The organism is Pseudomonas fragi (genome assembly GCF_900105835.1).
Lineage (GTDB): Bacteria > Pseudomonadota > Gammaproteobacteria > Pseudomonadales > Pseudomonadaceae > Aquipseudomonas > Aquipseudomonas fragi.
In genome coordinates this window covers 1221159-1246009 of the sequence record NZ_LT629783.1, presented here as the reverse complement: position 1 = coordinate 1246009, position 24851 = coordinate 1221159, and the positions used below count along the sequence as shown (strand labels likewise).

The following is a 24851-nucleotide window of genomic DNA, read 5'->3' as shown; positions in this document are numbered from 1 at the left end:
ATGTCCTTTACCCAAAAGCACCTCGACGCGGTTGAGGCGGCCATCGCTCGCGGTGAGAAAACCGTGCGCTATGCCGATCGCACCGTGGAGTACCGCACGGTGGATGAGCTGCTCAAGGCGCGTGACCAGATCCGCACTTCGTTGGTCGCGTCCGCCGGGCCACGTTCAAAAGTGGTGAGGCTTTACCATGGAGGCAAGGGACTCTAATGGCACGCCAATATCCAACCCTGACCCGCAACGGCTTCTTGCTGCCCGAGCGGATCAAAGCCAGTTATGAAGGGGCCGGAGAGGGCAGGCGTTCGGCCAGTTGGGACGCCCCTGATGTTGGTATCAACAGCATCAACACCCCGGCCTTGCGCAACCTGCGGGCCCGTTCGCGGGCAGCAGTGCGCAATGACCCTTACGCCTTCAACGTCATCGACAAGCGCGTCAGCAACCTGATCGGTACCGGCATCACTCCGCGACCCAAGATTGAGGACGATGCCCTGCGCAAAGCGCAGCAGGAGTTATGGGAGGACTGGGTGGACGAGTCGGACGCCGATGGACTGACCGATTTCTACGGCCAGCAGGCCTTGATTGCTCGCACCGTGGAAACCGCTGGTGAGTGTTTTGTGCGTATACGGCCACGCAGCCTGGACCAGGATCTGGCGGTACCGCTTCAGCTCCAGGTACTGGCCCCCGAGTTTGTGCCACACGACAAGTTTGAGCCCGCCAAAAACGGCAACAGCATCCGCGCCGGTATCGAATTCAACCCGGCTCACCAGCGCGTGGCGTATCACATGTACCGGGTGCATCCCCGTGATGCGTCGTCGCTAAACGCCGGTTACAACCAGTTGGTGCGGGTTCCGGCCGAGCAGGTGCTGCATATCTTTGAGCCCGTCGAGCCTGGCCAGTTGCGCGGTGTGCCGCGTTTGGCGCCGGTGCTCAAGCGCTTGCGCAGCTTGGACAACTACGATGACGCGGTGTTGTTTCGTCAGGAGGTGGCCAACCTGTTTGCCGGGTTTATCAGCCGACCGCCCCCCGAAGCCTCACAGCAACCCCGCGACCCGGTCACAGGGCAGTTGTTGACCGAAGACCGAGACGGCTTCACGCCGATGGTCGCGCTGGAGCCCGGGACTATGCAGGAACTGGGACCTGGCGAAGAAGTGGAGTTTTCCAAACCACCGGACGCCGGCAACAACTACCCGGACTTTATGCGGCAGCAACTGATGGCAGCTGCCGCCGGTACCGGCACGCCTTACGAAATCCTCACCGGCGATATGCGCGAGGTCAACGACCGGGCGCTGCGGGTTGTGCTCAACGAATTCCGGCGTCGTCTGGAGCAACTGCAGTTCGGCGTGTACGTCCACCAGTTGTGCCGCCCGGTGCGGGCCGCATGGATGGATATGGCGGTGTTGGCGGGTCGTCTGAAATTGGACGATTACGCGCAACGCCGCCGCGAGTACCTGCGTACCCGCTGGGTACCGCAGGGCTGGGCCTATATCCAGCCGGTGCAGGACATTCAGGCGCGAATGATGGAGGTCAATGCGGGCTTCAACTCCCGCAGTGAAATGGTCCTGCGTTCGGGCTATGACGCTGAAACCGTCGACGCTGAAAACGCTGCCGATCAGGCCCGTGCCCGTGATCTGGGCCTCAACTACAAAACGCTCGTCGACCAGCCAGAACCGGCCGCCGATAAGGAGACACCATGAACAGGCTACGCATTTTCAACAAGGCCGGTGACCCACCGGCGCCGCAAAACAAGCACTGGTACAGCCTGAAGGCCAGCGGCGAGGCCGAGACACGCAGCATTGAGGTCTACGTATACGGCGAGATCGGTACCTGGGGCATCACTGCCAACCAATTTGTCCGCGACTTGGCGGCATTGGATGATGGTGTGTCGCCAATTGTTGTGGCCTTTAACAGCATCGGCGGTGACCTGTTTGACGGCTTGGCCATTCACAACGCCCTGTCGCGCCTGGGCGAGCGTTGCACCGGCCGTGTAGATGCGCTGGCAGCCAGCGCGGCCAGTGTCGCGGTGTGTGGCGCGCACCGCGTGGTGATCGCGTCCAATGCCATGCTGATGATCCACAACCCGTGGACCTACGCCGCAGGTGATGCCGAAGATTTGCGTAAGGTGGCCACGGCGTTGGATCAGGCGATGGAAGCCATCATCGCGGCCTACAAGGCCAAGGCACCCGACATCGACGAAGTTGAACTGCGGCGCATGGTCAATGCTGAAACCTGGCTCACGGCCAGCGAAGCGGTGGCCTTGGGCTTGGCTGACGAAGTGGGCGAGGGCGTTGCCGTCAAAGCTTGCCTGGGGCAGGGCGGTGCACTGCAGCGCTACCAACATGCACCGCAAGCATTACTGGCCCAATTGGATGAACCGCCCGAGCCAGTTCCTGAGCCAACACCGGAACCTATTCCGCCTGAACCCGAAAAACCGCCCATCGTGGACTCGGCGAAGCTGGCCTTGCTGATCACCCAAAGTTGCACGGCCGCTGGGATTAGCAACCTGATCGAAGCATTGATCAGCACCACCAAGTTGGCCGACGAGGCCACAGTTAATGCCGCGCTGACCAATGCCAAGGCCGTGCGCGACCTGTGCGTGGCGGCGCGTTTGCCGGAGTTCACCCAGGAGTTTGTAGCTGCCGGGCTCAGTGCTGAAGCGGTGCGCAGTCGTCTGTTCGACAAGCTGGTCAGCGGCGGCGGTTTTGAAATCGATAACAGCCTGCCGATCAGCGATGAGCCGGCGCCGAAAACCCAGGCCAAACAGCCTGACACCAATGCCATTTATGCGGCCCGCCGCGCCGTCCAGACAGGGGTAAAAGCATGACCATTAAAAAAGAGCCGATGCACGCGGGTGAGTTCCTGCTGTCCGAAGGGGCCGGGAACATCTCTCGTGAAGCGATCAATGTGGCGGCGGGCTCTGCGCTGAATGCTGGCCAAGTCCTCGGGCTGGTGACCGCCTCGGGCGAATTCGCGCCTTATGTACCCACCGCCGAAGACGGCAGCCAGACCGCCGTGGCCATCCTCTACGGCCCGCTGGGCGAATCCGACATCGTACGCCGTGGTCGCGCAGTGGTGCGCCTGGCTGAAGTCAGCGAGGCGCATTTGACTGGGCTTGACCCCGAGGGCGAGAAATCACTGGCCGAACATTTTGTGATCGTGCGCTAAGCCGACCGCCCCTATATCGCACCCCGCCATCGAGCGGGGTTTTTACATTCTGGAGAGTCCCCAATGGCCGATATCGCCATCTTTGACGACGAAGCGTTTTCTGTTTCTTCGCTGACCGCTGCCATCAACGAACAGCAATATCTACCCGGGCGCTTGAGCAGCCTCGGTCTGTTTCGTGAAGAGGGCATCACCACCCTGACCGTGCAGATCGAAAAGGACGGCGATACCCTGGCACTGGTACCGGCCGGTGAGCGCGGTACTTCGGGTTTGGTCGTGGGTGCCAGCAAGCGCACCTTGATCCCGTTCAACACCGTGCATTTGCCGGAGCGTTTTACCATCAAGGCCGATGAGATTCAGGGCATTCGCGCCTTCGGCACACGCAGCGAATTGCAGGCGGTGCAGGACGTGGTTAATGCGCGACTGTTGAAAGCCCGACGCCAGTTGGACGTGACTCACGAGTTCCAGCGTGCCGGTGCCTTGAATGGTCTGATTCTCGATGCTGACGGCAAGACGGTGCTGCTCAACCTCTATGACCGCTTTGGTGTGAAGCAGCAGAAAATGTCGATGGGATTGAACGTCGAGTCCACTGACTTCCGCGTCAAATGTGGCGAAGCGTTGGATCTGCAGGAGGATGCGCTGGGCAGTGTTACCAGCACGGGGGCCCGGGCGTTCTGCGGCAAGAATTTCTGGAACAAGATGATGGGACTCAAGGCAATCAAGGAGACCTACGTCAACTCGGCACAAGCTGCAGCTCTGCGTGGTGATGCCCGCGAGAGCTTCGAGTTCGGCGGCATTGTCTGGGAACGCTATCGCGGCAAGATCGCGAGCGTTGCCTTCGTCCACGACGACAAAGCCCTGCTGGTCCCCGAAGGCGTTCCTGACCTCTATATCTCGGCCTTTGCTCCGGCCGATTACATGGAAACGGTCAACACCCAGGGCATCCCGTACTACAGCAAGATCGAGCCGATGCCGTTCAACAAAGGCATGGCCGGCGAAGCCCAATCCAACCCGCTGCATATCTGCACCCGGCCACGTGCCCAGATCCTGCTGGAGCTGTAACCGTGGGCATTCGTGATCTGGTGGTCGATATCGACAGCGTGATTTTCGACGTGCTGGGCGATACCGGCCACATCGAGGGTCGCGCCGAGCCGGTGCTGGGGATGTTCTCAGCACCGTGGAAACAGCCGCAGATTGGCCGTCTCAATACCGGCCTTCGCGAGCCGCACTTTGTCGTGCGGGTTGCGGACTCGGATGGGCTGAATAAAGGATTGCTTGTCACCATCGACCTGCCTGCGCTGGACGGTGGTGGCGATTATGACCTGCTGCAACTGGAGCCCAGCGGCGACGGCCTGGTATCGCTGATCTTGAGGAAACGCCCATGAGCATTGGCAGCTTTAGTGAGAACAGGGCCAGCAGTGGAATGTTCAATATTCAGGTCTCGTCCGAGGACCTGAAAGCATTTGCGGAACTGGCCGCCCTGATACCCAAAGCTGCTGCCAACGCGCAACGTCGCGCAATCAATAAAACCTTGGGCTGGCTCAGCACCCATATAGCCCGGGCCGTTGGCAAGCAGGAGCGAATCGCGGTCAAGGCGGTGCGGCAGCGTTTGCGCAGCTACCCGATCGCCGGCGGGGCGATGCGCGGCAAGCTCTGGTTCGGTATCAACCCGCTGGAAGCCAGCCGGACAGGGCGCCCACGGCAGACCAAGGCCGGTGTATCAGTGGGTAGTCGGCGCTATCGCGGCGCCTTCTACAAAAAGGTGTACGGCAATCAGGCCGATATCTGGATTCGTACCGCCAGTAAACACTTCGCCCGGGCCGACTACCCCGACAGCGAAGTCACTTCGCAGACCGGGGCCAGCTCCGGTTTTGTGGGGGAAAACAGCGATCGCTTTCCGTTGGCCAAGGCCAAGATTTCACTGGATTCAGTACGGCCGCATTTTGAAACCTGGAGCCGCAAGGCCGATGAGCGCCTGCTGCAGATTCTCCGGCAAGAAATGAACTTTGAACTGCAGAAATACCTGAAGGGGACGCGCCGTGTCTGAACAGCCGTTTAGCCTCGACCTGTTGTATCAAACCATTGAACAGCATCTGCAAGAGCAGCTGTCAGGTGTTCAGTTGGTCCGCTTCTGGCCTGACATCGAGCAGCACATCCCGCTGCCAGCCGTATTTCTCGACATCGCCGAGATCGAGCCGGGTACCGATATCGGCACCGGCGAAAGCACGCTGAACGTTACCTTTGAAGCACGGGTGATTGTTGATGTGATCCGTGATCAGCATTACCAGCAGGCCATTCACCTTGCCACGCAATTGGCGGTGTTGTTGCGCGCTCAGACGTGGGGGCTGGCGGTTGAGCCTGCCGAGTTCAAGCGTTCAACCCAGGACTGGACCCGCCCGGAGCTTGATGGCTACACCGTGTGGCTGGTGGAGTGGACCCAGACGATTTACCTAGGTGAAACGGAATGGCCGTGGCCGGATGAGCCGCCCGGTTCGCTGGTGTTCAGCGTGAATGTTGAGGTTGACCCATGAGCCACGCACTTGCCGAACACGACCGCATGATCGCCGGGGTGGTCAAGGGCTGTTATGTGGTCGCCCTGGACCTTGCGACCATGCCGCCCGTGTGCCGGGTGTCGGACGGCGAATGGGTCAGTGCCTGGGTGCGCTGGCACAGTCAGGCGGCGGGCAAGGCGCGGCACTGGCGGGTGCCCAGCATGGGCGAGCAGGGCGCTTTGCTCAGCCCAAGTGGTGACGTTTCACAAGGCACCTTTGTACCGGGATTGTTTGGCGATGCCGGCCCCGCCCCGGATAACCGCGATCACGTCGAGCTCTGGCTGTTCGATGATGGCGGGTCGCTGACTTATGACTGGCAGGCCCACAGTTACAGCATTGTGCTGCCGACCGGCTCGGTGGATATCAAGGTGGGTGGTTCATCGGCGACCGTTACGGATAACGCGGTGGTCGTCACGTCCGGGGCAATTGCACTCGATGGCGACCTGACGATCTACGGTGAAGTGTTGATCAACGGCGGGTTACGCGTAATGGGCAATATCAACGGTGGCGGGGCAATTATCGACACAAGCGGCAACACGCCCAATCACAAGCATTGAGGTGTTGGTTGCCACTGCGTCAATTCTTGTCCGAGCTGGAAGCACCATAGGCCAGTAGAAATGCTTCCACGGCGCGCGCTGTTGTGGCCCGGACCTTTGCCTCACTGTCCTGTGTTGAAGTCGAGAACAGGAAATGATCGATCCATTCGGATTCCAGAAGTGCCCGCCAATGAAGCGCCGCAACGACAGGGTCGGATTGTCGCAACAACCCACGGTTCATAGCGCATTGCAGGCTTTGGGATATAACAACAAGAAACTGAGCGGGACCAGCCTCATAACACTTCAGACCCAGTTCGTTCTTGCGACCTGCCTCGGACAAAAGCAGACGTCGTACGGCCATTACTTCTTCTGAATAGAGGAGCTCGGTAATTTTCTCGCCAAGCAATGTCAAATCCTTGCGTAACTCAAATAGCGGCTTCTCTAAAATCTTAAAAATGGCATCCATTTGAGAGCTTGTTGAAGCCATCAACACTTCATAGAACAGTTCTTCTTTGGAATCAAAGTAGGAGTAAAGCGTGGCTTTCGAATAGCCCAGCCGCTGTGCCAGGTGAGCCATTGAGGTGCCCTCAAATCCGAGTTCTTTGAAAGCTTGCCCTGCGGCATCGCGGATAGCTAGACGTCTAGCTTCGGTTCTTTTCTTCATCAGATGGTCTCAATTAAAGGGGCATGGTAAGCGAAAAAGCTTGTGCTAGGTCAGCGTCTAAGCTGTAAACTGAACCGGTTGGTTTAGTTTAGGATTGCGATGTACCCATTGATGAATGGCAGCCTCGCCCCTCTACAGACATAGCTGCGCCGAGTTTTGTCGTAGCACCGAGACGCAACTGGGGCCAAATAGATAAGCCCTTTTTCCTACATCAGGATTGGATATGAACCAGAAAAGACCCGTGAACCTTGACCTTGGAACCTTCAAGTATCCGATTACCGCTATCACATCGATATTGCACCGGATCTCAGGACTGATTCTCTTTCCCTGCGTGTTCTTACTGTTGTACGCCCTGGGAAAATCGCTGAGCTCCGAGGAAGGTTTCAACGAAATGAAGGCCATGTTGTCCACGCCATTTGCGAAGATCGTTGTTTGGGTGGTGGTGTCAGCACTGGCTTATCACTTGGTCGCAGGTGTAAGACATCTCATCATGGATATGGGGGTTGGTGAGACGCTGGAAGGCGGTAAGCGCGGATCTATGATTGTGCTCGTGATTTCTATCGTCTTGATCGCTGTTGCTGGTGTTTGGCTTTGGACTTGAGTTTTCCTTAATCGAAAATCGAAAAGTATTCACGGTCGAATTGCCAAGTTTTGAGCTTTTGAGCAGCCAGTATTGAATGTGTTTGTTTCTGATGCTTAAACCCTAGCCTTTTGACCGTACCCCCAGCCCGCATTTTGCGGGTTTTTTTTGTCCTGGAGAAAACGATGACGAGCAAAGCCGTCCCGATCGACAAGCCTGTCAGCCCGGTGGTTTACCGCGACCGGGCTTTTATCTCACGCACTCTGGTGATGAGCGACGACCGCCTGCTGCAGGTCAGCAAGCACCACGTCGAGGCGTCGGACGCCGAAGCGCAGGCATTTCTCGATAAACACCCTGATTTAGAGCGTCTGCCGGAGTAGCCCCATGATCGGAATGGACCGCCGTACCGGGCTGCCTATCTCGGGCGTTAAGCATCTGAGGCAGTCCATTGAAGACATTTTGACCACGCCGCTGGGGTCCCGGCTAATGCGCCCGGAATACGGCAGCACCATCCGGCGCTTTGTCGATCTGCCCGTCAGTGAGGGCTGGAAAAGCGCTGTGCAGGCTGAGGCGGCCCGCGCCCTGAAACGCTGGGAGCCGCGTCTGGAACTGACGCAGGTTCAAGTCCTGTCCGTTCTTGATGGGCGTATCACTTTTCGCCTGTCGGGTATCTACAAGGGCGACAGTCAGCTATTGGAAGTGAACGTATGAGCACCCTTGACCTGTCCCGTTTACCGGCCCCGCTTGTGCTGGAGCCGCTGGATTTTGAGTCGTTGTACCAAGAGGCGCTGACCGACTTTCGCGGCTTGATGGGGGACAACTGGTCGGCAGCGCTGGAGTCCGACCCGGTGGTCAAGCTGCTGGAAAAGGCCGCTTACGACAAGATGATGAGCCGGGCGCGGATCAACGATGCGGCCAAGGCGCTGCTGTTGGCCTTTGCCCGGGGCAGCGATGTGGATCACCTAGCGGCCAACTACAACGTAAAACGTCTGACCGTGGTCGCCGCTGATCCTGGTGCAGTACCGCCGATCGAGGCGCAATACGAGTCGGACGACTCCCTGGTGGAGCGCACGCTGTTTGCATTTGAGGGCCTGTCGATTGCTGGCCCTCGGGATGCTTACGTATTTCACGCCATGTCGGCCGATGGTCGGGTGGCGGATGCCCGGGTCGTCAGTCCAAGCCCCGCCATGGTTGAGGTCAGTATTCTTAGCCGGGTTGGCGATGGCGTGGCTTCTGAGGATTTGCTTGAGGTGGTTCGGGTGGCCCTCAGTGATGAGGATGTGCGGCCGTTAGGCGACCGCGTGATCGTCCAGTCCGCCGGTCTGATCGACTACCGGATTGAGGCTGTTTTGTACCTCTACCCGGGCCCGGAGATTGAGCTGATCCTGGCTGAAGCCCGGTCGTCCCTGGATCGCTATATCAACACCCAGCGCCGCTTGGGGCGGGATATCCGTCGATCAGCTATCCATGCCGCCTTGCATGTTTCGCTGGTGCAGCGCGTGGAGCTGGTCCACCCGGTTGAGGATGTGGTGGTGCTGGACCATCAGGCCGCCAATTGCACGGGCTTTAGCGTGGTGTTCGGTGGCACCGATGAGTGATGCCAGCCTGTTGCCGTCGAATCGCACGACGCTGGAGCAGGCGCTGGCCCTAGTGTCGATGGAAAACCCTGATCTGCCAAACGTCCTTCGCCGCATGAACTCACCGGACACCTGTCCGGTTGAGTTGCTGCCTTGGCTGGCCATTCAGCGCAGTGTCGATCGCTGGGACCCTGACTGGACGGAAGCGATCAAGCGCAAGGTGATTAAAGACTCTTTCGAGATCCACAAGCGTAAGGGCACCGTGGGCGCGTTGAAACGGGTGGCCGAGTCCCTGGGCTACGTCATTGACGTGGAAGAGTGGTGGCAGACCCTACCTGAACGCGAGCCGGGCACCTATGCGCTGAAGGTCGAGGTTCGGGATGGCGGCTTCACCGAGAAAGTGTGCCAGGAGCTGATCCGGCTTATTGAGGACACTAAGCCGGTCAGTCGGCACATGAATCTCCTGCGTATCAGCCTGGAAACAACCAGCACCCTGCGGTTCGGTGCCTGTGTTGTAGAGGGTGAAGTCACCACGATTTACCCGTTACAAGTCACGTTGATGGACCTCACCTGTGCAGTTCGAGAGGCGGCGAACATTGCCATGACCGCCGAAGACACCACGCTTTACCCGCTTCAACCCACATTGCTGGAACAACACGCCTACCCCGCCAAAGAGGCGGCTGGCAGTGCTTACAGCGAGCAAACAACAATCCACCCCTTGCAGGTCACTGAGCTGGAGCAACAGGCCGAACCGGCCTGTCAGTCCATCACCGTAGACGCGGGGGAGTTAACCACTATTTACCCGTTGGAGGCGTGATGGCAGCGCAAGAGTTCTATACGATTTTGACCAAGGCCGGCATGCAATATGAAGCCGCCTGCAAGGCCTCAGGCAAGCCGATCAAACTGGTAAAAATGAGCGTGGGTGACGGCAATGGAGCCACCTACAACCCAGTCGATACGCAAGTTGCCTTGAAGCGAAAGGTCTGGGAAGGCAACTTCAGCAACCTGTATCAAGACAAAACGAACACGGCCTGGCTGGTGGTCGAAGCGATCATCCCGCAAAGCGTGGGGGGATTCTGGATTCGTGAGGTTGCTGTCTGGACAGACACGGGTGTGCTGTACGCCATCGGCAAATACCCTGAATCGTTCAAGCCGCTGATTGCCTCCGGTGCTGGCCGCGAAGTCAACATCCGCACCATTTTCACCACCAGTAATGCTGACAATGTGACGTTGCTCCTCGACGGCACAGTCATTCAGGCTACCCGGGCCTGGGTGAAAGATTTTGTCGATACCGAGTTGGCCAGCGTCTTGTCGGCCGAGCATGAGGCAGGCAAAACCCACAAGTACCCGCTGTCCAATTTCATCGAAACCGACTGGGTGTCGGAGTCGAGTCAGTCGGAATACATGGCTGAAATTCTTCGGAGCTTTGGTCAGTCGGGGGTGTTGGGTAGTCGTCAATACGGCGCTGCCGGTACTGAGTCATTTAACCGCACGTTCGACGGTGCATATGCGGCCATCAACCTGCATAACCACCCGAACCTGCTGGCGACTTCAGGGCTGGGTGAAATCGCGGCCATGATCAACGGCCGTATGGTCAGGACCCGCCACAACGACTATCGCTTGCGCAGCGCCGCGCCGGGTAAGTACTTGGCAATGAGCGATATTGCGCCGCCCGAAGCCCCGGCGTCGGTGAATGCGGCGGTTGGCATTCCGGCGAAGGTCGCCGAAATGAAAGAGTACTTTCGCGCCTTTGCGGTTCGCGATACCAGCATTCGCGATTATCAGCCGCATTTTCGTTGGAACCTGTCGGTTCTGGAGATTTGGCCGGAGCTGTTGACCGATGATGTTAACGACACCTTTGAAAGCTTCCGCCATCTGGAGGAAATTAACGGCTATCGCGACCTGTTGTTGCGTACCCAGTTAGTTGGCGCCACCGGCTACAGCGGTCGCAATGAAAACGGGTCGTTTATCCCAAGCTCGTTGCAGCAAGTTTCCAAGAACGGGCGGCCGCAGTACGTGGCCTGGCGTTATCGTATCTCGGTCGCGGACGTGGGGAGCGTGGGGGATTACCCCGTGGATAAACTCATTACACCGCTCGACCTGCCGTTGCAGCGTTGGAATGCGAACCTGACGGGGCCGCAGATTGCTAACACTCGCCGGCAGCGCTGGCGTATCAATCGTGAGCTGTCGGCCGATCCGACTTGGGGCGCGTATAACGAAGCCCCGACCATCGACCTACTGGATGAGTTGATGGCCAAGGTGCCTGGGCTGAACGGCACCGGGGCCAACTTGGTCGAGCAATACACCGACAGCGGCTTAGTGACCAAACTGACCAAATGGGGCAGTACCGAGCTGCTGAACGCGGCCTACTACAACCGCCGCTATGGGCATGAGCGCAATGCCAGCGGCCGCACCAAGGGCTTGCGTAGTTACAACGACCCGACGCTGTTTGTCGCGTCCAATACCCGCCCTGAGGTGGCGTCGTTTGTGGCGGATGGCCAAACCTATCGCAACAGCTATGCGATTCCGTTGGAGTTGATTTTGCGCACGCCGCTGGAGGGCTGGAACCCCTATGGCATTGCGACTGTGGCCACCACGACAGGCGACGGTGCTACAGCACAAACCGCTTGGGCCGGCCGCAATGACAGTGCTCGCCACTACATTACGCCGGCCGAGATGTTCTCTGACACGGTAAAAGACCCCGACCCAGCGGATACAGGGGCTAGCCCGCGTTGGATGCTGGATAGCGCGGGTAAGCCGCAGTTGGTCCGGGCCTCGGGCATTTACGCAGTTCTGCCCAAGATCGAGGACGCGGGCGGTTTGGTTCTGCGCTACCCGGTCTATCCGATGTTCCATGAAGGGGGTTGGGCGGCGGCAGCGGTCGATGCCTTGGCGGGTGACTGTGCGACCAGCATGGCCGGGTTAATGCGCGGCCACCTGACGCAAAAAGACTCGATGACTGAAATGAGTAAGTCAATCGAGATTCTTAAGAACGAAATTACGCAGCTTAAGCGCAAATAAATCAGGGGAATTATTATGGGCATGTCGGCACTGCTGGCTGAGACTACTCGCCTTCTAACAATGTTTCAGGATAAAGAGAAGGGTATTAACGCGTCCGTAGCTGCTGCAATAGCTGCAGTGCCTGCGATGAGTAAAGACCTTTATGTGAACGCTATCAGCGGCGATGATGTCACTGGTACAGGTTCATTTTCGAAGCCGTTTAAAACAATTGCCAAGGCTATTCTTGTTATCCCTTATGGCGGTGGTGGCTACATTCGATTGTTTGGCCATGAGCATCTGATCGGTAGCATCAATGTTTCATTTAAAAACATTACGATTGGAGTGGCTCCAGGAGAGACTGTTAAGCCGACCTTGCGCAATTATTGTCTTGTCGGAACGAATGGGGCTATGGACAACAGCACCACCGGCTTTCTGATGGATAGCGCCACCATTGTTCTAGCAGGCCTTCGCGTTCGCACGGCTGATTACGTTGTTCCTGGCGCAACTGTGAACAACGTGTACGTAGGCCTTTTTCGTCGCAATGATCGCCCTATGGGTATGTATCACCTGACCAATTGCGAGATTGAGCTGGGCGATACACCGCTTGCACGCCACACCATTAACAGCCAAATCGGTGTTTCCTCTTTTTACTTGAACAAGATCAGCCGAGTCGGCCCTGTAGTTCTTAATACTCCGTTAGTCGAGTTTGCGGGAACCCCAATGATTTTTGCCGCTAATGGCAATACTTTGCCCGCTGGTGGTAAATGGCTAGGTGATTATTTGACTGGCGTTATTCAAGACTCGAACGGCGCAATTCGAAGTGTCATTAGCAACCTTATTCTTGCTTAATTAGGCGGTCAAAAATGCGGCTTAACTTTACATATGATGGGCAGTTCTATTCGTCATTCTCCTTGGAAGATGCGCTAGCGGCCGAGGTTCCAGTACTGGTACTGGCGGGGGCTGCTGCTGAGCACTTCCAGCAAGGGATCGATGCTGCTGTGGCGCGTGCCCGCGCACGCAATGCCACGCGGATCGATGGTCAGGACTCGATGTATTTGCTCAAGGCGAACGAAGCTGAGCGTTACATCGCGGCTGGGTCGCCGATGGATGCCAGCGACTTTGTGTTGCTTAAGGCCGAGGCCGAGGCTTTGCAGCTCACACCTCAAGAACAGGCGGCGCGGGTGATTGCCGCCCGTGACTCCTGGTTATCGGTGGCGGCCCGCATCGAGGCGGCTCGCATCGGTGGCAAGGCTTCGCTCGCTGGGCAGGCCACTGTCGAGGCGGTGGTCGCTGCCGGCGAATTGGTGATTGCCGAGCTGGACGCCATCTAAGCCAGCGTTCCGCGTTGGAGTCACTACAAGCCGCGAAAGCGGTTTTTTTGTTTCTGTGGAGATACCCATGAGTTCTACCGACTTCTTTCACGGCATCACCGTGGCCCTGGTCGAGACCGGTGCCCGCATCATCGCGCTGCCCTCGTCTTCGATCATTGGCCTGGTCGACACCTTCAACCCGGGACTGGGTCTGGTGGCGGCGAACGTGCCCACCCTGCTGACCCGTGAGAGTGAAGCGGTGGCCGCATTCGGTGCTGACTCGGCGCTGACCCGAGCCTGTAAGGCCATCTTCAACCAGTCGGCTGCCGCGATTGTCGCAGTAGGTGTGCCGGTCGGCACCGAGGCGGCGGCACTCACCAGCTCGATCATTGGCGGTGTGGCGGCGGACGGCAAGCGCACCGGCATGCAGGCGCTGCTCGATGGCAAAAGCCTGTTCAACCTGCAGCCGCGACTGGTGATTGCGCCCAAGCACAGCGCCACGCAAGCGGTGGCCACTGCGATGGATGTTCTGGCCGGCAAGCTAAAGGCCATCGGCATCATCGACGGGCCAAACACCACCGACGAGGCCGCGATCGCCTACGCCGAAAACTTCGGCTCTAAACGCCTGTTTATGGTCGATCCGGCGGTCAAGCAGTGGAGCACAACGCTTAACGGCGATGTCTCGGTGCCGGGTTCTGCGATCGCTGCAGGCCTGTTTGCACAGACCGATTCGCGCTTTGGTTTTTGGTCGTCGCCGTCGAACAAAGAGATTGCCGGTATCACCGGCACCGTGCGCCCGATCGAGTACCTGGACGGCGACAAGACCTGCCGGGCCAACCTGCTCAACGGCGCCAATATCACCACCATCATCCGTGACGGCGGCTATCGCCTGTGGGGCAACCGCACCCTGTCGAGCGATTCCAAGTGGGCCTTTGTCACCCGCGTGCGCACCACCGACATGGTGATGGAGGCTATTCAGGCGGGCATGAAATGGGCCGTCGACCGGGGCATCACCAAGACCTACGTCAAGGACGTGACCGAGACGGTTAACGCCTTTATGCGTGACCTGAAAGCGCAGGGCGCGGTGATCAACTTTGAGGTCTACCCCGACCTGGAGAAAACCACGGCCACGCAGATCGAGCAGGGCAAGGTGTACTGGACCATCCGCTTTACCGATGTGCCGCCGGCGGAAAACCCGATTTTCCAAATCGAGGTCACGAACCAGTGGCTGACTGAAGTTCTGGAAGCCTAAGGAGGCGTTCAATGATTCCGCAAACCCTGTTTAACACCAATATGTTCGTGGACGGGATGAGCCTTCAAGGCGACGTGCCGAGCCTGAGCCTGCCCAAGCTGACCGTCAAAACCGAGGAGTATCGCGGTGGTGGCATGGATGCGCCGGTGGGCATGGACATGGGGCTTGAAAAGCTGGAGTGCAGCTTCACTACCAACGGCGTGCGAAAAGAAGTGCTGAAGTACTTCGGGTCTTTTGATCAGACCGGTTTCAACGCGTCGTTTCGCGGGGCCTTCAAGGGCTTGAAGGGTGCGACTACCGGTGTGGTGGCCACCTTGCGTGGCGGCCTGCGCGAAGTCGACCCGGGCGAGTGGTCGGCCGGTTCCAAGGCTGAGTTCAAGTACGCCGTGGACGTCACCTACTACAAGCTCGAAATCGACGGGCGCGTGATGTTTGAAATCGATCCGATCAACTGCGTGCGCGTCATCGATGGCGTGGACCAACTGGCTGACGTGCGTAACGCCCTGGGCCTTTAAGGAGCAATGAACATGAGCACCACCAAGAAACTCCCAAGCTGGCTGGAACTGACGGCCGAAGGTGCCACCATCACCTTGCGCAAACCGACCGAGATCAACCAAATCCAAGTTGATCGGATCAGCCTGCGCGCCCCGACGGTCAAGGATGTACAGCAAGCCACCGTCCAGTCCGGCGGTGATGCGGAGAAGCGCGAGCTGATCTTGTTCGCGTCCCTCACAGGGTCGGGGGACAAGGATATTAGCGCCATGACCATCGTCGACTACAACCGCCTGCAGGTCGGCTATTTTCGCCTGGTCGAAGATGATGAACCTTACGCCTACCACGATTAAAGCGGCGGCCAAGTACCTGGCCCGGGAATTTCATTTCTCGGCCAGCGAGATCGAGGCCATGCCGTTTAACCGCATGCTGTGGTGGCTCACGGATTGAGCTGCTCCCTCCGCTACACGTAACAGGGCAATCCTATGGCTAACAAAATGGCGCTCGGCCTTGTCATCGGCGGGGCGGTCAGCTCGACCGTGGGCGCTGCATTTAAGGATGTGGAAAGCCGCGTCAAAAAGCTCAGTGAGCAAGGCAAAAAAGCCCGCGTACTGCAGAGCACAATTGGCGAAACCATGCGCCTGCGTGATGAATGGCGCAAGGCTCACGCCGCCGGCGAGAAGGGTGCGCAAGCGTTGCTGAACCGGCTGGAGCGAAACCTTGGCGTACTGCGCAAGGAAGGCGTGGAGGTCGGCCGACTGGCGAAGGAATACGATCGCCTGGGCCGCGCTGGGCGTAGCGCTGAACTGAAGGCCAAAGGCTTTGGCCAGATCGATCAGGGCAAGCAGCAGGTGCGCGCCGGTGTGGCGCAGGGTGTTGTGGCGACCGGCATGGTAGCCGTGACGGCCAAGGTCAGCGCCGATTATCAGGCGATCATCCGTGATATTGCGATCAAGGCCGGGGTGGCCCGTTCGGCGCAAGAGGCCGACATGTCGCGCAGCATCATCTCGACGTCGAATGATATCGGCATGGGCCGCAACGAAGTGGCCGATGTGGTCAACCAGTTGGTCGGCGCGGGGATGGATCTAAAGCAGGCGATGGAGTTTGCGCCGGTGGCGGCCAAGTTCGTCGTGGGGCAGGGTTCATCTGGTGTCGACACGGCAAAGATGATTCAGGCGCTGCAGAGTAACGCCAACATCACCGACCCCAAGGTGTTGGAAAAGGCGCTGGAGGCGGTGGCGTTCCAAGGGCAGGCGGGCAGTTTTGAGGCCAGCGACATGGCGCGTTGGTTCCCGCAACTGCTCGCAAGCATGCAGAAACAGGGCATCACCGGCATGGACGCCGTGACGCAGCTGGGGGCGATGCTCCAGGTGCAGATGAAAACCGCTGGCACCTCCGACGAGGCGGCCAACAACCTGAAAAACTGGATGGAGAAAATTGGTTCCGGCGAAGTAGTGGATGCCTACAAGAAGGCCGGCATTGATTATCAGGGCTCGCTGAACACTGGTATTCAGGGTGGTATGTCCACGCTGGAGGCCAGTTTTGGGTTGGCCAAGCGGTACATCGAAGCTACCGACCCGAAGAAAGCCGCCAAGATGGCCGAGGCCACCGCCCAGATCAGCAAGGAGGCGAACCCGGAAAAGGCCAAGGCCATGCTCAGCAGTCTGGAGCAGGCGTTGCGCACCGGCGATATTTTCGCGGACATGCAGGTCAAGTCAGCTCTGACCGCCTATGTGCAGAACAAGGCGCTGTACGAGCAGCTTAAAAACGAGGCGTCCGGGGCCTCTGGGATCTTGGACAAAAACCTGTCGGAACGGCGCGACACCTCATCGCAAAAATGGGCCGAGACGATTCAGGCAGGCAATGACGCCATGCGCAGTGTGGGCGATGCCATTCGCCCGGTCACGGATGCGGTGGCCTCTGGGCTGACCACGGTGGTCAAGGGCATCACCAAACTGTCGGACGAGTCGCCCAAGCTGGTGATGGGGCTGACGGCGCTGGCCACCGGGGCCAGCGTTGTCACCAGTCTGCTGGGTGCGTTCAAGATCGGCCGGGGGCTGGTCAATCTGGCCCGGGGCGGACTGGGTGGCGGCGGTGCAGGTCGCGCCGGTGTGCAGTCGGTCTTTGTCACCAACGCCAAGGACGCACTGGGCGGCGGTGACGATGACGGGGACGGCAAGGGGGACGCGGTCAAGTCGCTGGTCTCGTCGGGACTCAATGCGTTGCTGGGCCGCAAGGATGAAGACAAGGAGGGTGAGGACGCCCCGGATACCAAACTGGACCCGGTCGAAACCGGTCTGAAGCTGCTCGATGTGATTCGGGAGGCCAAGGGCGGAGAGGATGAGGCCGGGCCTGACCATACGCAGAAGGTATTTGTGGTCAATGCTCGGGAACTCGGCGGGGGTGGCCCTGGTGGCGGTGGTCGTGGTGGCCGTCGATCGCGGCGCCGGGGGCCACCGCGCCCGCCGGCACCGCCACCCGTGCCGCCGCGCTTGGGCGCTCGGTTGATGAACGCTGTAGGCACTATCAGCAACGCGGGGAAAGCCATCCCGGCCGGCTCGCTATTTGAGGCGGGCATCAAGGCCTTTGACACCTACACCACGGCCAAAACGGCCGAAGAGAAGGCTGCGGGTTACGGTGGTGCTGCAGGCGGACTGGCGGGCACGATGGCCGGTGCAGCTGCCGGCGCGGCGATCGGCTCCGTGGTGCCAATCATTGGCACGGCGGTGGGCGGTCTGGTCGGCGCGTTTCTGGGGGGGATGGGCGGAGATGCCGTCGGCGGAATGTTCGGCAAGACGTCGTTTGCCAAATCGCTGTTTGGTAGTGATGCGGAGCCGGGCGATGTGGTGCGCTCGATGTCGGCGCAGTCCGGTCGGACGCAAGCCCCGTCGCCGCTGATGCTAAAGCCTGAGTCCAAGCCAGCAGTGGTGGATCAGAAAATCACCTTTGCTCCGCATATGCCCATCACCGTTCAGGGCGATGTCAAAGATCCGGACGAGTTCATGCGCAAGCTGCAGCCAATGATGCAGGGCCAGTTCCAGGACTTTACCCGGCGGATGGAAGACGACGCCCGCCGCGCCAATGACCGCAAGTTATACGACGCCCCGCATATCGGGTAAGGAGGTGATATGGCCTACATGGAGCAGATGCAAAGCACCGTCAGTTACTTGGCCACTGCAGGGGAGGCGGGGCGGCGAAGTCTGGACGGGATGATGGGGCCGGTAAACGGTGCTATCAGTGAAATCAGCGGCGCCGCTTCGGAGCTGGAGACCCTGCCGATCATTGGCCCGATGGTCGGTGAAAAGCTGCAGCGGGTCATGCGCAGTATCAGCGCGGCACAGTCCAAGGTGGGCTCGGTGGTCGCGGTCTATAACCAAGCCACCCGTGCCGCCTCGCAGATCGAGCAGCGCCTGGGGGTGTTCAGCGAGCAGGCCACTCGGGCCAAAAATGCGATCAACCAGATCGCCGGCAAGATCAATCCCGCGTTGGGAAACATCCTGCCCACCAGCGTGTTTGCGACTGATACCACCCCGGCCGTGGAGGCGGTGAAGCCGTTCCCCCACTTGCTGATCCTGCAGCCGCACAAGCATGAGGCGCCGCCGTACTACTTCAACCTGGACACGGCGGCTTTTGAGGAACTGAACCGGCAGAGTGGTTTTCGTTGGGCCTCGCAAGAGCGCCTTATGCGTCGGCCGGCACAGCAGGCAGTGGGCATGGGTGACGACAAAATCACCCTCAAAGGTTCGATCTTTCCCGGCCACCGGGGCGGTCTCAAGCAACTGGACACCCTGCGCAGCATTGGCGGGTTGTTGGTGCCTCTGGGGCTCACCACGGGCTATGGCTTTGTCCTGGGGGATTGGTGTTTGACCTCGATCACCGAGGATCAGAGCGCGTTCCTGCAGGGCGGAATTCCCCGCAAGCAGGGCTTTAGTTTGGAGTTCGTCCGATATGGCGAGGACCTGCAGAACACTTGATGGCGACAAGCTTTACACCATTTGCCACAACGCCTATGGCCACCTCAATGGCAGCGTGGATGCGGTGCTGGAAGCCAACCCCGGGCTGGCCGCCGAACCGGAGCCGTATCGTGGTGGTGTACTGATCGTGTTGCCGGACTTGGCGCTGGCCAGCGATGAGCAGGCCGTCCAGCTCTGGAGCTGATAGTTACGCGTAACGCGCCTTAAAACCTGAGCCCCGCCTTTGTGCGGGGTTTTTTATTGGAGCTGGATATGACGCCCGTTTTTCGCATCGTCGCCGATGGCAGCGATATTACCCGAATGATCAATGACCGGCTGCTGCTGTTGCGCACCTCTGACAAGCCCGGGATGGAGTCGGACGAGTTTGAGTTGCGCATTGATGACCGTGACAGCGCAGTGACGTTGCCGTCTCGGGGAGCCAGCATCGAAATCTATCTGGGCTATGCCGGGTCGACCTTGTCCCGAGAGGGCCGCTATGTGGTTGATGAGGTCGAAATCTCCGGCCCGCCGGACACGCTGGTGATACACGGCAAGGCCAGCGATATGCGCGGCAGCGGCAAGACCACCCGTAGCGGCAGTTGGGAGGGCGGCACCTTGGCCACCATCGTCAGTGCCGTGGCGCGGCGTAACGGCTGGGAGCCGGCCTGTACGGTGGCCACGATCGTGCCCCGGGCTGACCAGTTGGGTGAATCGGACTTTAACTTTATTACCCGCTTGGCCCGGCAGCACGACTGCACGGCCAAGGTCGCTGACGGCAAGTTGATCGTTATGCCGCGTCAGGGCGGTGTCACGGCCAGCGGCAAGACGCTGGGCGTCGTGACTATTAACAAAACGGACGTCAGCCGCTACAGCTTTCGGCTGGGCGATCGCTCGACCCACAAGGCCGTCAGCACCAAGTACCAGGACAAAGCCACCGGCAAACTTTCAGTGGTCAATCTGAACAACGACGACGCCCCGGAAGGACTGCCACCGGTGCATACCGATCGGCATATCCACCCCAACAAAACCGCCGCCGAGCAGGCCGCCAAGGCGCGCTTGGCCGCATTCAACCGCTCGACTGCAGGTGTGCGACTGGAAATGCCCGGGCGCTCTGATCTGTTCGCAGAACGGATGATCAATGCCCAAGGATTCAAGGACGGGCTCGATGGCGAGTATCTGGTGGACTCCCGGGAACAGGTATTCACCCAGTCCGGCTGGTCTACGACGATCGAGTGCAACGCTGGCAAAAAGGGCAAGGCCAAGGTCAAAGGCAAGAAGCCTGAAAAGACCCTGAAAATCGTCCAGCTTTAACCCGCACAAACCCACCCCCGGCCCGCCTTGTGCGGGCTTTTTCGTAAGGGCAACTTATGTCTATCACCCAGCAACAACTGCTGCAGATCCTCCCCAACGCCGGCCCAGTTGCCGGCGTTTTTGTGCCGGCACTCAACGCCGCGATGGGGCATTACCAGATCGTCGGGACGAAGCGCGTAGCCGCGTTTATCGCGCAGATTGGACACGAGTCCGGCCAGCTCAAATACGTTAAGGAAATCTGGGGCCCAACGGCTGCCCAAGCCAAATACGAAGGCCGCAAAGACCTTGGTAACACCGTGGCCGGCGACGGCTCCAAGTACCGGGGCCGTGGCCTGATCCAGATCACCGGCCGGGCCAACTACATGGCGTGTGGTGAAGGGCTGGGCCTTGACCTGATCAAGCAGCCCGAACTGCTGGAGAAACCACAGCACGCCTGCATGTCAGCGGCATGGTTCTGGGCGACCAAGGGCCTGAGCACACTGGCCGACGCGGGCCAGTTCGACAAGATCACCCAGCGCATCAACGGTGGCCAGAACGGCGCGGCCGATCGACAGGCGCTGTACGCCCGGGCGCTTAAGGTGTTGGCGTGAAGGTCGATGCGGTGAAGCGGGGTGGGGTGCTGCTGATCATCCTGGCCCTGATGGCGGGCAGCGCTTGGGCTGCATGGGAGTGGCAGGCCAACGCCTACGGCCAGCAACTGGCCGCCAAGGAAGTCGCCCACCAAACCGAACGCACCTATGTGGCAAATGCAAACTCAGCGCAAATTCTGGAAGAGCAGGGCAAGCGCCTCGCCCTGGAGCAGTGGCTGGCCGCCAGTGACCAAGCCCATTACAGAGCCCTTACCGATGAGAAAACGAAACAGGCACGTCTGCGTGATCGTCTTGCTACTGCTGACCTGCGGCTGTCAGTCCAACTCGACGCCGCCGCAACTGGTTGTGACCCAATGCAAACCACCACCCGCACCGGCGGCGTGGTTTATGGCGCCCATAGAGCCCGACTTGACCCAGCGCATGCTCAACGAATTATCGGAATCACCGGCGACGGCGATCAAGGACTGATCGCGCTGCAGGCCTGTCAGGCCTATGCTAAAGAAGTTTCGAACGTAGAATGAGTAGTTAATGATTAAATCTGCTGGGTCAGCATGTAATTCAATGTGTTAGGTTTGAAAAGTTGGCCTCGAATTAAGTGTGTTTTTTTACTCTGTGGTGTGAATATTGTCACGTATTTTATAAGTGGTTAGTTCTGGCGCTTGAAGTTATGCCTTCTGCCTATGGTGGTGGAAGGCTAAACTAATATAGTGCGGAATTTTATGTTTGTGCTGGGGTCTCAGAACTCAAGCTGTGCGATGAGTCCTGAGTGGCGTTGTTAATGGGGTTTTGGTGTGTAAGTGTTAAGGCTGTGTTCCCCTTTCTTCGTGCTTTTCTAATTTTGTCCATTTGCTTGGAGAAATCAACTTGGCTCATGGTTTTTGCTTGGGGGAAAGTTATAGAGCATCTGCAAAGCAAGCTTTTAATGTGTACGAGTTTGTCTTGGTCGCTCGTTGAAAAAGTCATATCCCAATGATATGCGTTTATGTGATTCTCGTTCTGGGAATCAGATATTGTAATGGATTCTATGAATTCGTTAACTAGGCTGCTTGTTTCTGCGGCGACTTTGAGGCGGTTGATATCTAGCTTGATAATGGTGCTTTTTGAAATATCTATGGGGGCTTGAGTTGCCAAGAAGAAATTTACGTTATAGGCTTCGAGATTTAAGTCTTCGGGAACTTTTAAGTTAGAAATAGCCTCGTATAAACTAATTTGCCGACTTTCAAGTTCGTTGTCCCTCAAGTCGTAGGCCGTGGAGAGTACCTCATCATTTTTATTAATAGATGACGTTTTGGCATTTCTCCATAAGTGACTGATTTCAGAAAGATTATTTGTTGGAAGGGTGTCAAAATCGCAGAGGATGTCAGCTTCGTCATCGCAGAATTGATAGCCGTTTTCTACCGTTTTAATTTCCATTAAAACAGCGCTGTTAAGGTTTGAGGATTCACTCCTTTGAATGTTGGACGGCATGTTCACTCACCTAGAATTGAGAGTAGTCTTTTTATTTTTGCTGATTTTAAATAGCTTTTGCTACTCGTAAGTAAGTCGCCAAATATTCTGAAGGAGTTGTCATCTTGATCGTCGTCAAATGTATTGAAAACAATGCCTCCATCTTTCTTGAAAAACATGTTTAGGGCGGTGTGATTGCGCTTTATTTGTACGGAAATACAGTTGGTGTCACCATCTATAAGAATGCTTTCGGATGAGAGATATTCAGATAGATCTGGTGCGTGTCTCAAAAAGTTAATTAAGGACTTTTTATGTACGGATAATTCATTCCTGAAAATAAAAGGGCCTTTTATGTCTAGGTCTTCGCCTAAGTCATGTATTATTTTTACAAAAAATAGATAGTCGACACTTTCTTTCTGTGGGCTTTCTGAAATGCACTCTAGGTATTTTGCGTAGTTTCCTCTCCAGTCAAGCCTGAGATTTTTTCTGCTAACTTTCTTTGGTTTGTATGAGACTTCTGTTATCCAGCAATTTTCGAAAGCCTCGAATTTAAGGTTTACAAGGTTTTTGCTCGATATCTCGACAAAAGATGACTCCAAAAAATTATCGGCTGATAAGAAGTCAGGTTTTTTGCAGTCTGCTTTAGTCATGTCACTGCTCTAGTGCTTTTTTAAGTTGCTCGATTAGGCTCTCAGCCATACCTTTACCTAGGGCGACACCATTTTGGATTTTTATTGTGTTGCCCGTGGTGACAAATCCGAAGTCAATATTTATAACGCCGTCGACTGTATAACATCTGATTCTGTTTGGGAAAATGTTACAAGATTCCCTTTCTTCTTTAGATGAGCTTACTTTTCTTTTGACAATTTCGGCAGTTTTCGACTCGCTCATATTTACTCTACTTTTCCCATATTCAGTTGGTTTAGCGCCATTGGCCGGTTACGCCAGAGCCCTTCATGGCATTATGCCTGACTGTGGAGTAAAAAAAACTACTCACCGGTGGAGCATAGCTCAGAGGTACGCCAAGAGGATAACCCGTAGTGGGTGGGTTCAGGCTGTCTCGAGAATCCGGGGCGATTCACCCCTAATCATTACGATCTTGCGTATGCGCAGGGTGTGAAAAATTTTAAAGCTGCGTCAGCCAGAGCATGCAAGCCCCACCCGTGAAGACAGCAAACCACAAGAATGTCTTCTCTCGATCAATGGCTGCTAGCAGCCGGCAAAAAATGATAGGAATGGCAATCGTCAGTACCGAAATGATTAGCACCGGGGTGGTAATGACCCAAGTCATCAGGTAGTAGCTCACAAAAAAAACCAGAAATAGTGCCGAGTAGAAGCCACCAATGAACAAGGGCGGAAGTGCAGTGATATCGATGTGCAGATTTAACGGGAACTGCGCCAACGGAATTACTAGCGCCCGCGTAAAACCTGAGTCGAGTAAGGTGTCGCAAAGCCCCATGAGAAGTGGGGCAGATATCAAGAGTGAATAGGTTTTCCAGTGCTCGATTAGAGTTACTTTGTGGTCAACCGCCCACTTGATCGACATCCAGAACATGAAAGTCAGCATGAATAGCTGAGAGGTTGCATCCATCGCCCCCTTCCAGCTCGGCAGAGAATACGTCAAGACGGCAAAGACACAGAACATGACCAGGCTGGTCCATCCGTAAATTTTGCGCATCACAGCGAGTCCTGAGCGCACTGTAGCATTTTCAAGGTGCTGATTGATTCGAGTATAGCCACCCTCAAGGGCCGCTAAAAATGCGTCGATTTTTGGGTTGCGACGGATGTTATCTCCTATGCAATAGATTGCGCATAGGTACATGATGCAATTCAGTGCAATTTTGAGCATGGCAGATTAGTCTTTCCTATCAGGTAGCACGTCAGGAGGAGTGCTTAATCGGTATTAAACGGAAACTTGGGGGACGGATAGCTTTAAAGTACTTTTCGAAAGTGACCGAAAACCCCATTTAATACAGGATGCTACGTGACTTACAAGTCCCTGGTCATCCGTTAACGTCCACTAGCTTTCAGAGGTTAGGAGGCAGATTCTGAGAGTTATGAAAGTACAGCGCTCAAATTATGCTCCCCAGATAAATCCTCGCCTTTCAGGAGAAAGCATCAGCTATGCCTTCTCCTCATCCTTTGTAGAACATGGTAAATATTCGAGAGGCGAGAAAACATAACTTTAGCTGCCCCAAGCTTTGTAGTTGGCTATTGAGCGGCAGCTTAGGAGCGATTGGTGCATTTGGTCAGCGTCAGCCATGTGTCGATAGCGATGCATCGTGATTGGTTGCAATTGGCCAGACGCGGACGTTGTACTCGGTCCGATTTCGATCTAAAGCTGCCGCCCGAGCTGGCAACAAAGGCATACTTGTCGCCCGTTTTGGGCATTCCACTTATGCGTATGCCGATATCATCAGCGCGGCCTTGCA

32 protein-coding genes are annotated in these 24851 nt (G+C 57.2%); 27 read left to right on the top strand and 5 right to left on the bottom strand.

Going from position 1 to position 24851, the window contains the following annotated elements:
• The 9 genes from BLU25_RS05500 (at position 1) to BLU25_RS05460 (ending at position 6265) form a co-directional block, all read left to right on the top strand.
• A complete protein-coding gene (locus BLU25_RS05500) occupies positions 1-207 on the top strand; it encodes a phage head-tail joining protein (protein ID WP_016781386.1) in 207 nt (68 codons plus the stop codon).
• Positions 207-1691, top strand: a complete 1485-nt coding sequence (locus tag BLU25_RS05495; RefSeq protein WP_016781385.1) for a phage portal protein — start codon at positions 207-209, stop codon at positions 1689-1691. The genes BLU25_RS05500 and BLU25_RS05495 overlap by 1 nt, the downstream gene beginning before the upstream one ends.
• A complete protein-coding gene (locus BLU25_RS05490) occupies positions 1688-2818 on the top strand; it encodes a head maturation protease, ClpP-related (protein ID WP_016781384.1) in 1131 nt (376 codons plus the stop codon). Before BLU25_RS05495 ends, BLU25_RS05490 begins: the two co-directional genes overlap by 4 nt.
• A complete protein-coding gene (locus BLU25_RS05485; RefSeq protein WP_016781383.1) occupies positions 2815-3159 on the top strand; it encodes a head decoration protein in 345 nt (114 codons plus the stop codon). Before BLU25_RS05490 ends, BLU25_RS05485 begins: the two co-directional genes overlap by 4 nt.
• A gap of 63 nt (positions 3160-3222) precedes the next feature.
• Entirely contained in the window at positions 3223-4218 is a 996-nt protein-coding gene (locus BLU25_RS05480) for a major capsid protein (RefSeq protein ID WP_083369555.1), read from the top strand.
• A gap of 2 nt (positions 4219-4220) precedes the next feature.
• Entirely contained in the window at positions 4221-4541 is a 321-nt protein-coding gene (locus BLU25_RS05475) for a head-tail joining protein (protein ID WP_016781381.1), read from the top strand.
• Positions 4538-5203: a hypothetical protein gene (locus BLU25_RS05470; RefSeq protein ID WP_016781380.1), complete on the top strand. Its 666-nt coding sequence runs from the start codon at positions 4538-4540 to the stop codon at positions 5201-5203. Before BLU25_RS05475 ends, BLU25_RS05470 begins: the two co-directional genes overlap by 4 nt.
• Positions 5196-5687 carry a hypothetical protein gene (locus BLU25_RS05465; protein WP_016781379.1) on the top strand — a complete coding sequence of 164 codons (492 nt, stop codon included), beginning with the start codon at positions 5196-5198 and terminating at the stop codon, positions 5685-5687. Before BLU25_RS05470 ends, BLU25_RS05465 begins: the two co-directional genes overlap by 8 nt.
• On the top strand, positions 5684-6265 hold the full coding sequence (locus tag BLU25_RS05460) for a phage baseplate assembly protein V (protein WP_016781378.1): 582 nt from the start codon (positions 5684-5686) through the stop codon (positions 6263-6265). The genes BLU25_RS05465 and BLU25_RS05460 overlap by 4 nt, the downstream gene beginning before the upstream one ends.
• A gap of 19 nt (positions 6266-6284) precedes the next feature.
• On the opposite strand, the gene BLU25_RS05455 is transcribed toward BLU25_RS05460, so the two are convergent.
• Positions 6285-6908 (bottom strand): TetR/AcrR family transcriptional regulator, encoded by a 624-nt coding sequence (locus tag BLU25_RS05455; protein WP_016781377.1) that lies wholly within the window; start codon positions 6906-6908, stop codon positions 6285-6287.
• A gap of 223 nt (positions 6909-7131) precedes the next feature.
• Here BLU25_RS05455 and sdhC point away from each other — a divergent pair, with 223 nt between their 5' ends.
• The 18 genes from sdhC to BLU25_RS05370 all read left to right on the top strand — a co-directional run bounded on the left by sdhC (position 7132) and on the right by BLU25_RS05370 (position 21494).
• Positions 7132-7509, top strand: a complete 378-nt coding sequence (gene sdhC / locus BLU25_RS05450) for a succinate dehydrogenase, cytochrome b556 subunit (protein WP_016781376.1) — start codon at positions 7132-7134, stop codon at positions 7507-7509.
• 164 nt (positions 7510-7673) lie between these two features.
• Entirely contained in the window at positions 7674-7868 is a 195-nt protein-coding gene (locus tag BLU25_RS05445; RefSeq protein WP_016781375.1) for a hypothetical protein, read from the top strand.
• A 4-nt stretch (positions 7869-7872) separates the two neighbouring features.
• On the top strand, positions 7873-8199 hold the full coding sequence (locus BLU25_RS05440; RefSeq protein ID WP_016781374.1) for a GPW/gp25 family protein: 327 nt from the start codon (positions 7873-7875) through the stop codon (positions 8197-8199).
• Positions 8196-9086 (top strand): baseplate assembly protein, encoded by an 891-nt coding sequence (locus BLU25_RS05435; protein ID WP_016781373.1) that lies wholly within the window; start codon positions 8196-8198, stop codon positions 9084-9086. Before BLU25_RS05440 ends, BLU25_RS05435 begins: the two co-directional genes overlap by 4 nt.
• Positions 9079-9882: a phage tail protein I gene (locus BLU25_RS05430; protein WP_016781372.1), complete on the top strand. Its 804-nt coding sequence runs from the start codon at positions 9079-9081 to the stop codon at positions 9880-9882. Before BLU25_RS05435 ends, BLU25_RS05430 begins: the two co-directional genes overlap by 8 nt.
• Entirely contained in the window at positions 9882-12086 is a 2205-nt protein-coding gene (locus BLU25_RS05425) for a phage tail protein (protein ID WP_083369554.1), read from the top strand. The genes BLU25_RS05430 and BLU25_RS05425 overlap by 1 nt, the downstream gene beginning before the upstream one ends.
• A gap of 21 nt (positions 12087-12107) precedes the next feature.
• Positions 12108-12914, top strand: a complete 807-nt coding sequence (locus BLU25_RS05420) for a hypothetical protein (RefSeq protein ID WP_139803942.1) — start codon at positions 12108-12110, stop codon at positions 12912-12914.
• 62 nt (positions 12915-12976) lie between these two features.
• Positions 12977-13396, top strand: coding sequence for a hypothetical protein (locus BLU25_RS05415; RefSeq protein WP_139803943.1), 420 nt, complete (start codon positions 12977-12979; stop codon positions 13394-13396).
• A 67-nt stretch (positions 13397-13463) separates the two neighbouring features.
• On the top strand, positions 13464-14627 hold the full coding sequence (locus tag BLU25_RS05410; RefSeq protein ID WP_016781368.1) for a phage tail sheath subtilisin-like domain-containing protein: 1164 nt from the start codon (positions 13464-13466) through the stop codon (positions 14625-14627).
• Between the two features lie 11 nt (positions 14628-14638).
• Positions 14639-15142 (top strand): phage major tail tube protein, encoded by a 504-nt coding sequence (locus tag BLU25_RS05405; RefSeq protein ID WP_016781367.1) that lies wholly within the window; start codon positions 14639-14641, stop codon positions 15140-15142.
• Positions 15143-15154: 12 nt separating this feature from the next.
• Positions 15155-15472: a phage tail assembly protein gene (locus tag BLU25_RS05400; protein WP_016781366.1), complete on the top strand. Its 318-nt coding sequence runs from the start codon at positions 15155-15157 to the stop codon at positions 15470-15472.
• Positions 15447-15569 carry a hypothetical protein gene (locus BLU25_RS23830; protein WP_254925087.1) on the top strand — a complete coding sequence of 41 codons (123 nt, stop codon included), beginning with the start codon at positions 15447-15449 and terminating at the stop codon, positions 15567-15569. Before BLU25_RS05400 ends, BLU25_RS23830 begins: the two co-directional genes overlap by 26 nt.
• A 35-nt stretch (positions 15570-15604) precedes the next feature.
• Entirely contained in the window at positions 15605-18238 is a 2634-nt protein-coding gene (locus BLU25_RS05395; protein WP_169716041.1) for a phage tail tape measure protein, read from the top strand.
• A gap of 9 nt (positions 18239-18247) precedes the next feature.
• A complete protein-coding gene (locus BLU25_RS05390; RefSeq protein ID WP_016781365.1) occupies positions 18248-19093 on the top strand; it encodes a phage tail protein in 846 nt (281 codons plus the stop codon).
• The gene (locus BLU25_RS05385; RefSeq protein ID WP_016781364.1) at positions 19068-19277 is read left to right on the top strand and encodes a tail protein X; all 210 of its coding nucleotides are present in this window, start codon (positions 19068-19070) and stop codon (positions 19275-19277) included. Before BLU25_RS05390 ends, BLU25_RS05385 begins: the two co-directional genes overlap by 26 nt.
• A 68-nt stretch (positions 19278-19345) precedes the next feature.
• Positions 19346-20383 carry a phage late control D family protein gene (locus BLU25_RS05380; protein ID WP_016781363.1) on the top strand — a complete coding sequence of 346 codons (1038 nt, stop codon included), beginning with the start codon at positions 19346-19348 and terminating at the stop codon, positions 20381-20383.
• A 56-nt stretch (positions 20384-20439) separates the two neighbouring features.
• On the top strand, positions 20440-20973 hold the full coding sequence (locus BLU25_RS05375; RefSeq protein ID WP_016781362.1) for a glycoside hydrolase family 19 protein: 534 nt from the start codon (positions 20440-20442) through the stop codon (positions 20971-20973).
• Positions 20970-21494: a lysis system i-spanin subunit Rz gene (locus BLU25_RS05370; protein ID WP_016781361.1), complete on the top strand. Its 525-nt coding sequence runs from the start codon at positions 20970-20972 to the stop codon at positions 21492-21494. The genes BLU25_RS05375 and BLU25_RS05370 overlap by 4 nt, the downstream gene beginning before the upstream one ends.
• Positions 21495-21690: 196 nt before the next feature.
• Here the strand turns inward: BLU25_RS05370 and BLU25_RS05365 are convergent, their stop codons facing one another.
• The 4 genes from BLU25_RS05365 to BLU25_RS05350 form a co-directional block, all read right to left on the bottom strand.
• Positions 21691-22440, bottom strand: coding sequence for a hypothetical protein (locus BLU25_RS05365; protein WP_139803944.1), 750 nt, complete (start codon positions 22438-22440; stop codon positions 21691-21693).
• 2 nt (positions 22441-22442) lie between these two features.
• The gene (locus BLU25_RS05360) at positions 22443-23069 is read right to left on the bottom strand and encodes a hypothetical protein (RefSeq protein ID WP_016781359.1); all 627 of its coding nucleotides are present in this window, start codon (positions 23067-23069) and stop codon (positions 22443-22445) included.
• Position 23070: 1 nt separating this feature from the next.
• Positions 23071-23310, bottom strand: a complete 240-nt coding sequence (locus BLU25_RS05355) for a hypothetical protein (protein WP_037001070.1) — start codon at positions 23308-23310, stop codon at positions 23071-23073.
• A 235-nt stretch (positions 23311-23545) separates the two neighbouring features.
• Complete coding sequence (locus tag BLU25_RS05350) at positions 23546-24268, bottom strand: hypothetical protein (RefSeq protein WP_016781358.1); 723 nt, start codon at positions 24266-24268, stop codon at positions 23546-23548.
• Between the last annotated feature and the right edge of the window lie 583 nt (positions 24269-24851).

What these genes read in the sequence shown, in the direction of transcription:
- BLU25_RS05500 (WP_016781386.1), top strand. Translation starts at nt 1, where the DNA reads ATGTCCTTTACCCAAAAGCACCTCGACGCGGTTGAGGCGGCCATCGCT.
- BLU25_RS05495 (WP_016781385.1), top strand. Translation starts at nt 207, where the DNA reads ATGGCACGCCAATATCCAACCCTGACCCGCAACGGCTTCTTGCTGCCC.
- BLU25_RS05490 (WP_016781384.1), top strand. Translation starts at nt 1,688, where the DNA reads ATGAACAGGCTACGCATTTTCAACAAGGCCGGTGACCCACCGGCGCCG.
- BLU25_RS05485 (WP_016781383.1), top strand. Translation starts at nt 2,815, where the DNA reads ATGACCATTAAAAAAGAGCCGATGCACGCGGGTGAGTTCCTGCTGTCC.
- BLU25_RS05480 (WP_083369555.1), top strand. Translation starts at nt 3,223, where the DNA reads ATGGCCGATATCGCCATCTTTGACGACGAAGCGTTTTCTGTTTCTTCG.
- BLU25_RS05470 (WP_016781380.1), top strand. Translation starts at nt 4,538, where the DNA reads ATGAGCATTGGCAGCTTTAGTGAGAACAGGGCCAGCAGTGGAATGTTC.
- BLU25_RS05460 (WP_016781378.1), top strand. Translation starts at nt 5,684, where the DNA reads ATGAGCCACGCACTTGCCGAACACGACCGCATGATCGCCGGGGTGGTC.
- BLU25_RS05455 (WP_016781377.1), bottom strand. Translation starts at nt 6,908, where the DNA reads ATGAAGAAAAGAACCGAAGCTAGACGTCTAGCTATCCGCGATGCCGCA.
- sdhC (WP_016781376.1), top strand. Translation starts at nt 7,132, where the DNA reads ATGAACCAGAAAAGACCCGTGAACCTTGACCTTGGAACCTTCAAGTAT.
- BLU25_RS05445 (WP_016781375.1), top strand. Translation starts at nt 7,674, where the DNA reads ATGACGAGCAAAGCCGTCCCGATCGACAAGCCTGTCAGCCCGGTGGTT.
- BLU25_RS05440 (WP_016781374.1), top strand. Translation starts at nt 7,873, where the DNA reads ATGATCGGAATGGACCGCCGTACCGGGCTGCCTATCTCGGGCGTTAAG.
- BLU25_RS05435 (WP_016781373.1), top strand. Translation starts at nt 8,196, where the DNA reads ATGAGCACCCTTGACCTGTCCCGTTTACCGGCCCCGCTTGTGCTGGAG.
- BLU25_RS05430 (WP_016781372.1), top strand. Translation starts at nt 9,079, where the DNA reads ATGAGTGATGCCAGCCTGTTGCCGTCGAATCGCACGACGCTGGAGCAG.
- BLU25_RS05425 (WP_083369554.1), top strand. Translation starts at nt 9,882, where the DNA reads ATGGCAGCGCAAGAGTTCTATACGATTTTGACCAAGGCCGGCATGCAA.
- BLU25_RS05420 (WP_139803942.1), top strand. Translation starts at nt 12,108, where the DNA reads ATGTCGGCACTGCTGGCTGAGACTACTCGCCTTCTAACAATGTTTCAG.
- BLU25_RS05410 (WP_016781368.1), top strand. Translation starts at nt 13,464, where the DNA reads ATGAGTTCTACCGACTTCTTTCACGGCATCACCGTGGCCCTGGTCGAG.
- BLU25_RS05405 (WP_016781367.1), top strand. Translation starts at nt 14,639, where the DNA reads ATGATTCCGCAAACCCTGTTTAACACCAATATGTTCGTGGACGGGATG.
- BLU25_RS05400 (WP_016781366.1), top strand. Translation starts at nt 15,155, where the DNA reads ATGAGCACCACCAAGAAACTCCCAAGCTGGCTGGAACTGACGGCCGAA.
- BLU25_RS23830 (WP_254925087.1), top strand. Translation starts at nt 15,447, where the DNA reads ATGAACCTTACGCCTACCACGATTAAAGCGGCGGCCAAGTACCTGGCC.
- BLU25_RS05395 (WP_169716041.1), top strand. Translation starts at nt 15,605, where the DNA reads ATGGCTAACAAAATGGCGCTCGGCCTTGTCATCGGCGGGGCGGTCAGC.
- BLU25_RS05390 (WP_016781365.1), top strand. Translation starts at nt 18,248, where the DNA reads ATGGCCTACATGGAGCAGATGCAAAGCACCGTCAGTTACTTGGCCACT.
- BLU25_RS05385 (WP_016781364.1), top strand. Translation starts at nt 19,068, where the DNA reads ATGGCGAGGACCTGCAGAACACTTGATGGCGACAAGCTTTACACCATT.
- BLU25_RS05380 (WP_016781363.1), top strand. Translation starts at nt 19,346, where the DNA reads ATGACGCCCGTTTTTCGCATCGTCGCCGATGGCAGCGATATTACCCGA.
- BLU25_RS05375 (WP_016781362.1), top strand. Translation starts at nt 20,440, where the DNA reads ATGTCTATCACCCAGCAACAACTGCTGCAGATCCTCCCCAACGCCGGC.
- BLU25_RS05365 (WP_139803944.1), bottom strand. Translation starts at nt 22,440, where the DNA reads ATGCCGTCCAACATTCAAAGGAGTGAATCCTCAAACCTTAACAGCGCT.
- BLU25_RS05360 (WP_016781359.1), bottom strand. Translation starts at nt 23,069, where the DNA reads ATGACTAAAGCAGACTGCAAAAAACCTGACTTCTTATCAGCCGATAAT.
- BLU25_RS05355 (WP_037001070.1), bottom strand. Translation starts at nt 23,310, where the DNA reads ATGAGCGAGTCGAAAACTGCCGAAATTGTCAAAAGAAAAGTAAGCTCA.
- BLU25_RS05350 (WP_016781358.1), bottom strand. Translation starts at nt 24,268, where the DNA reads ATGCTCAAAATTGCACTGAATTGCATCATGTACCTATGCGCAATCTAT.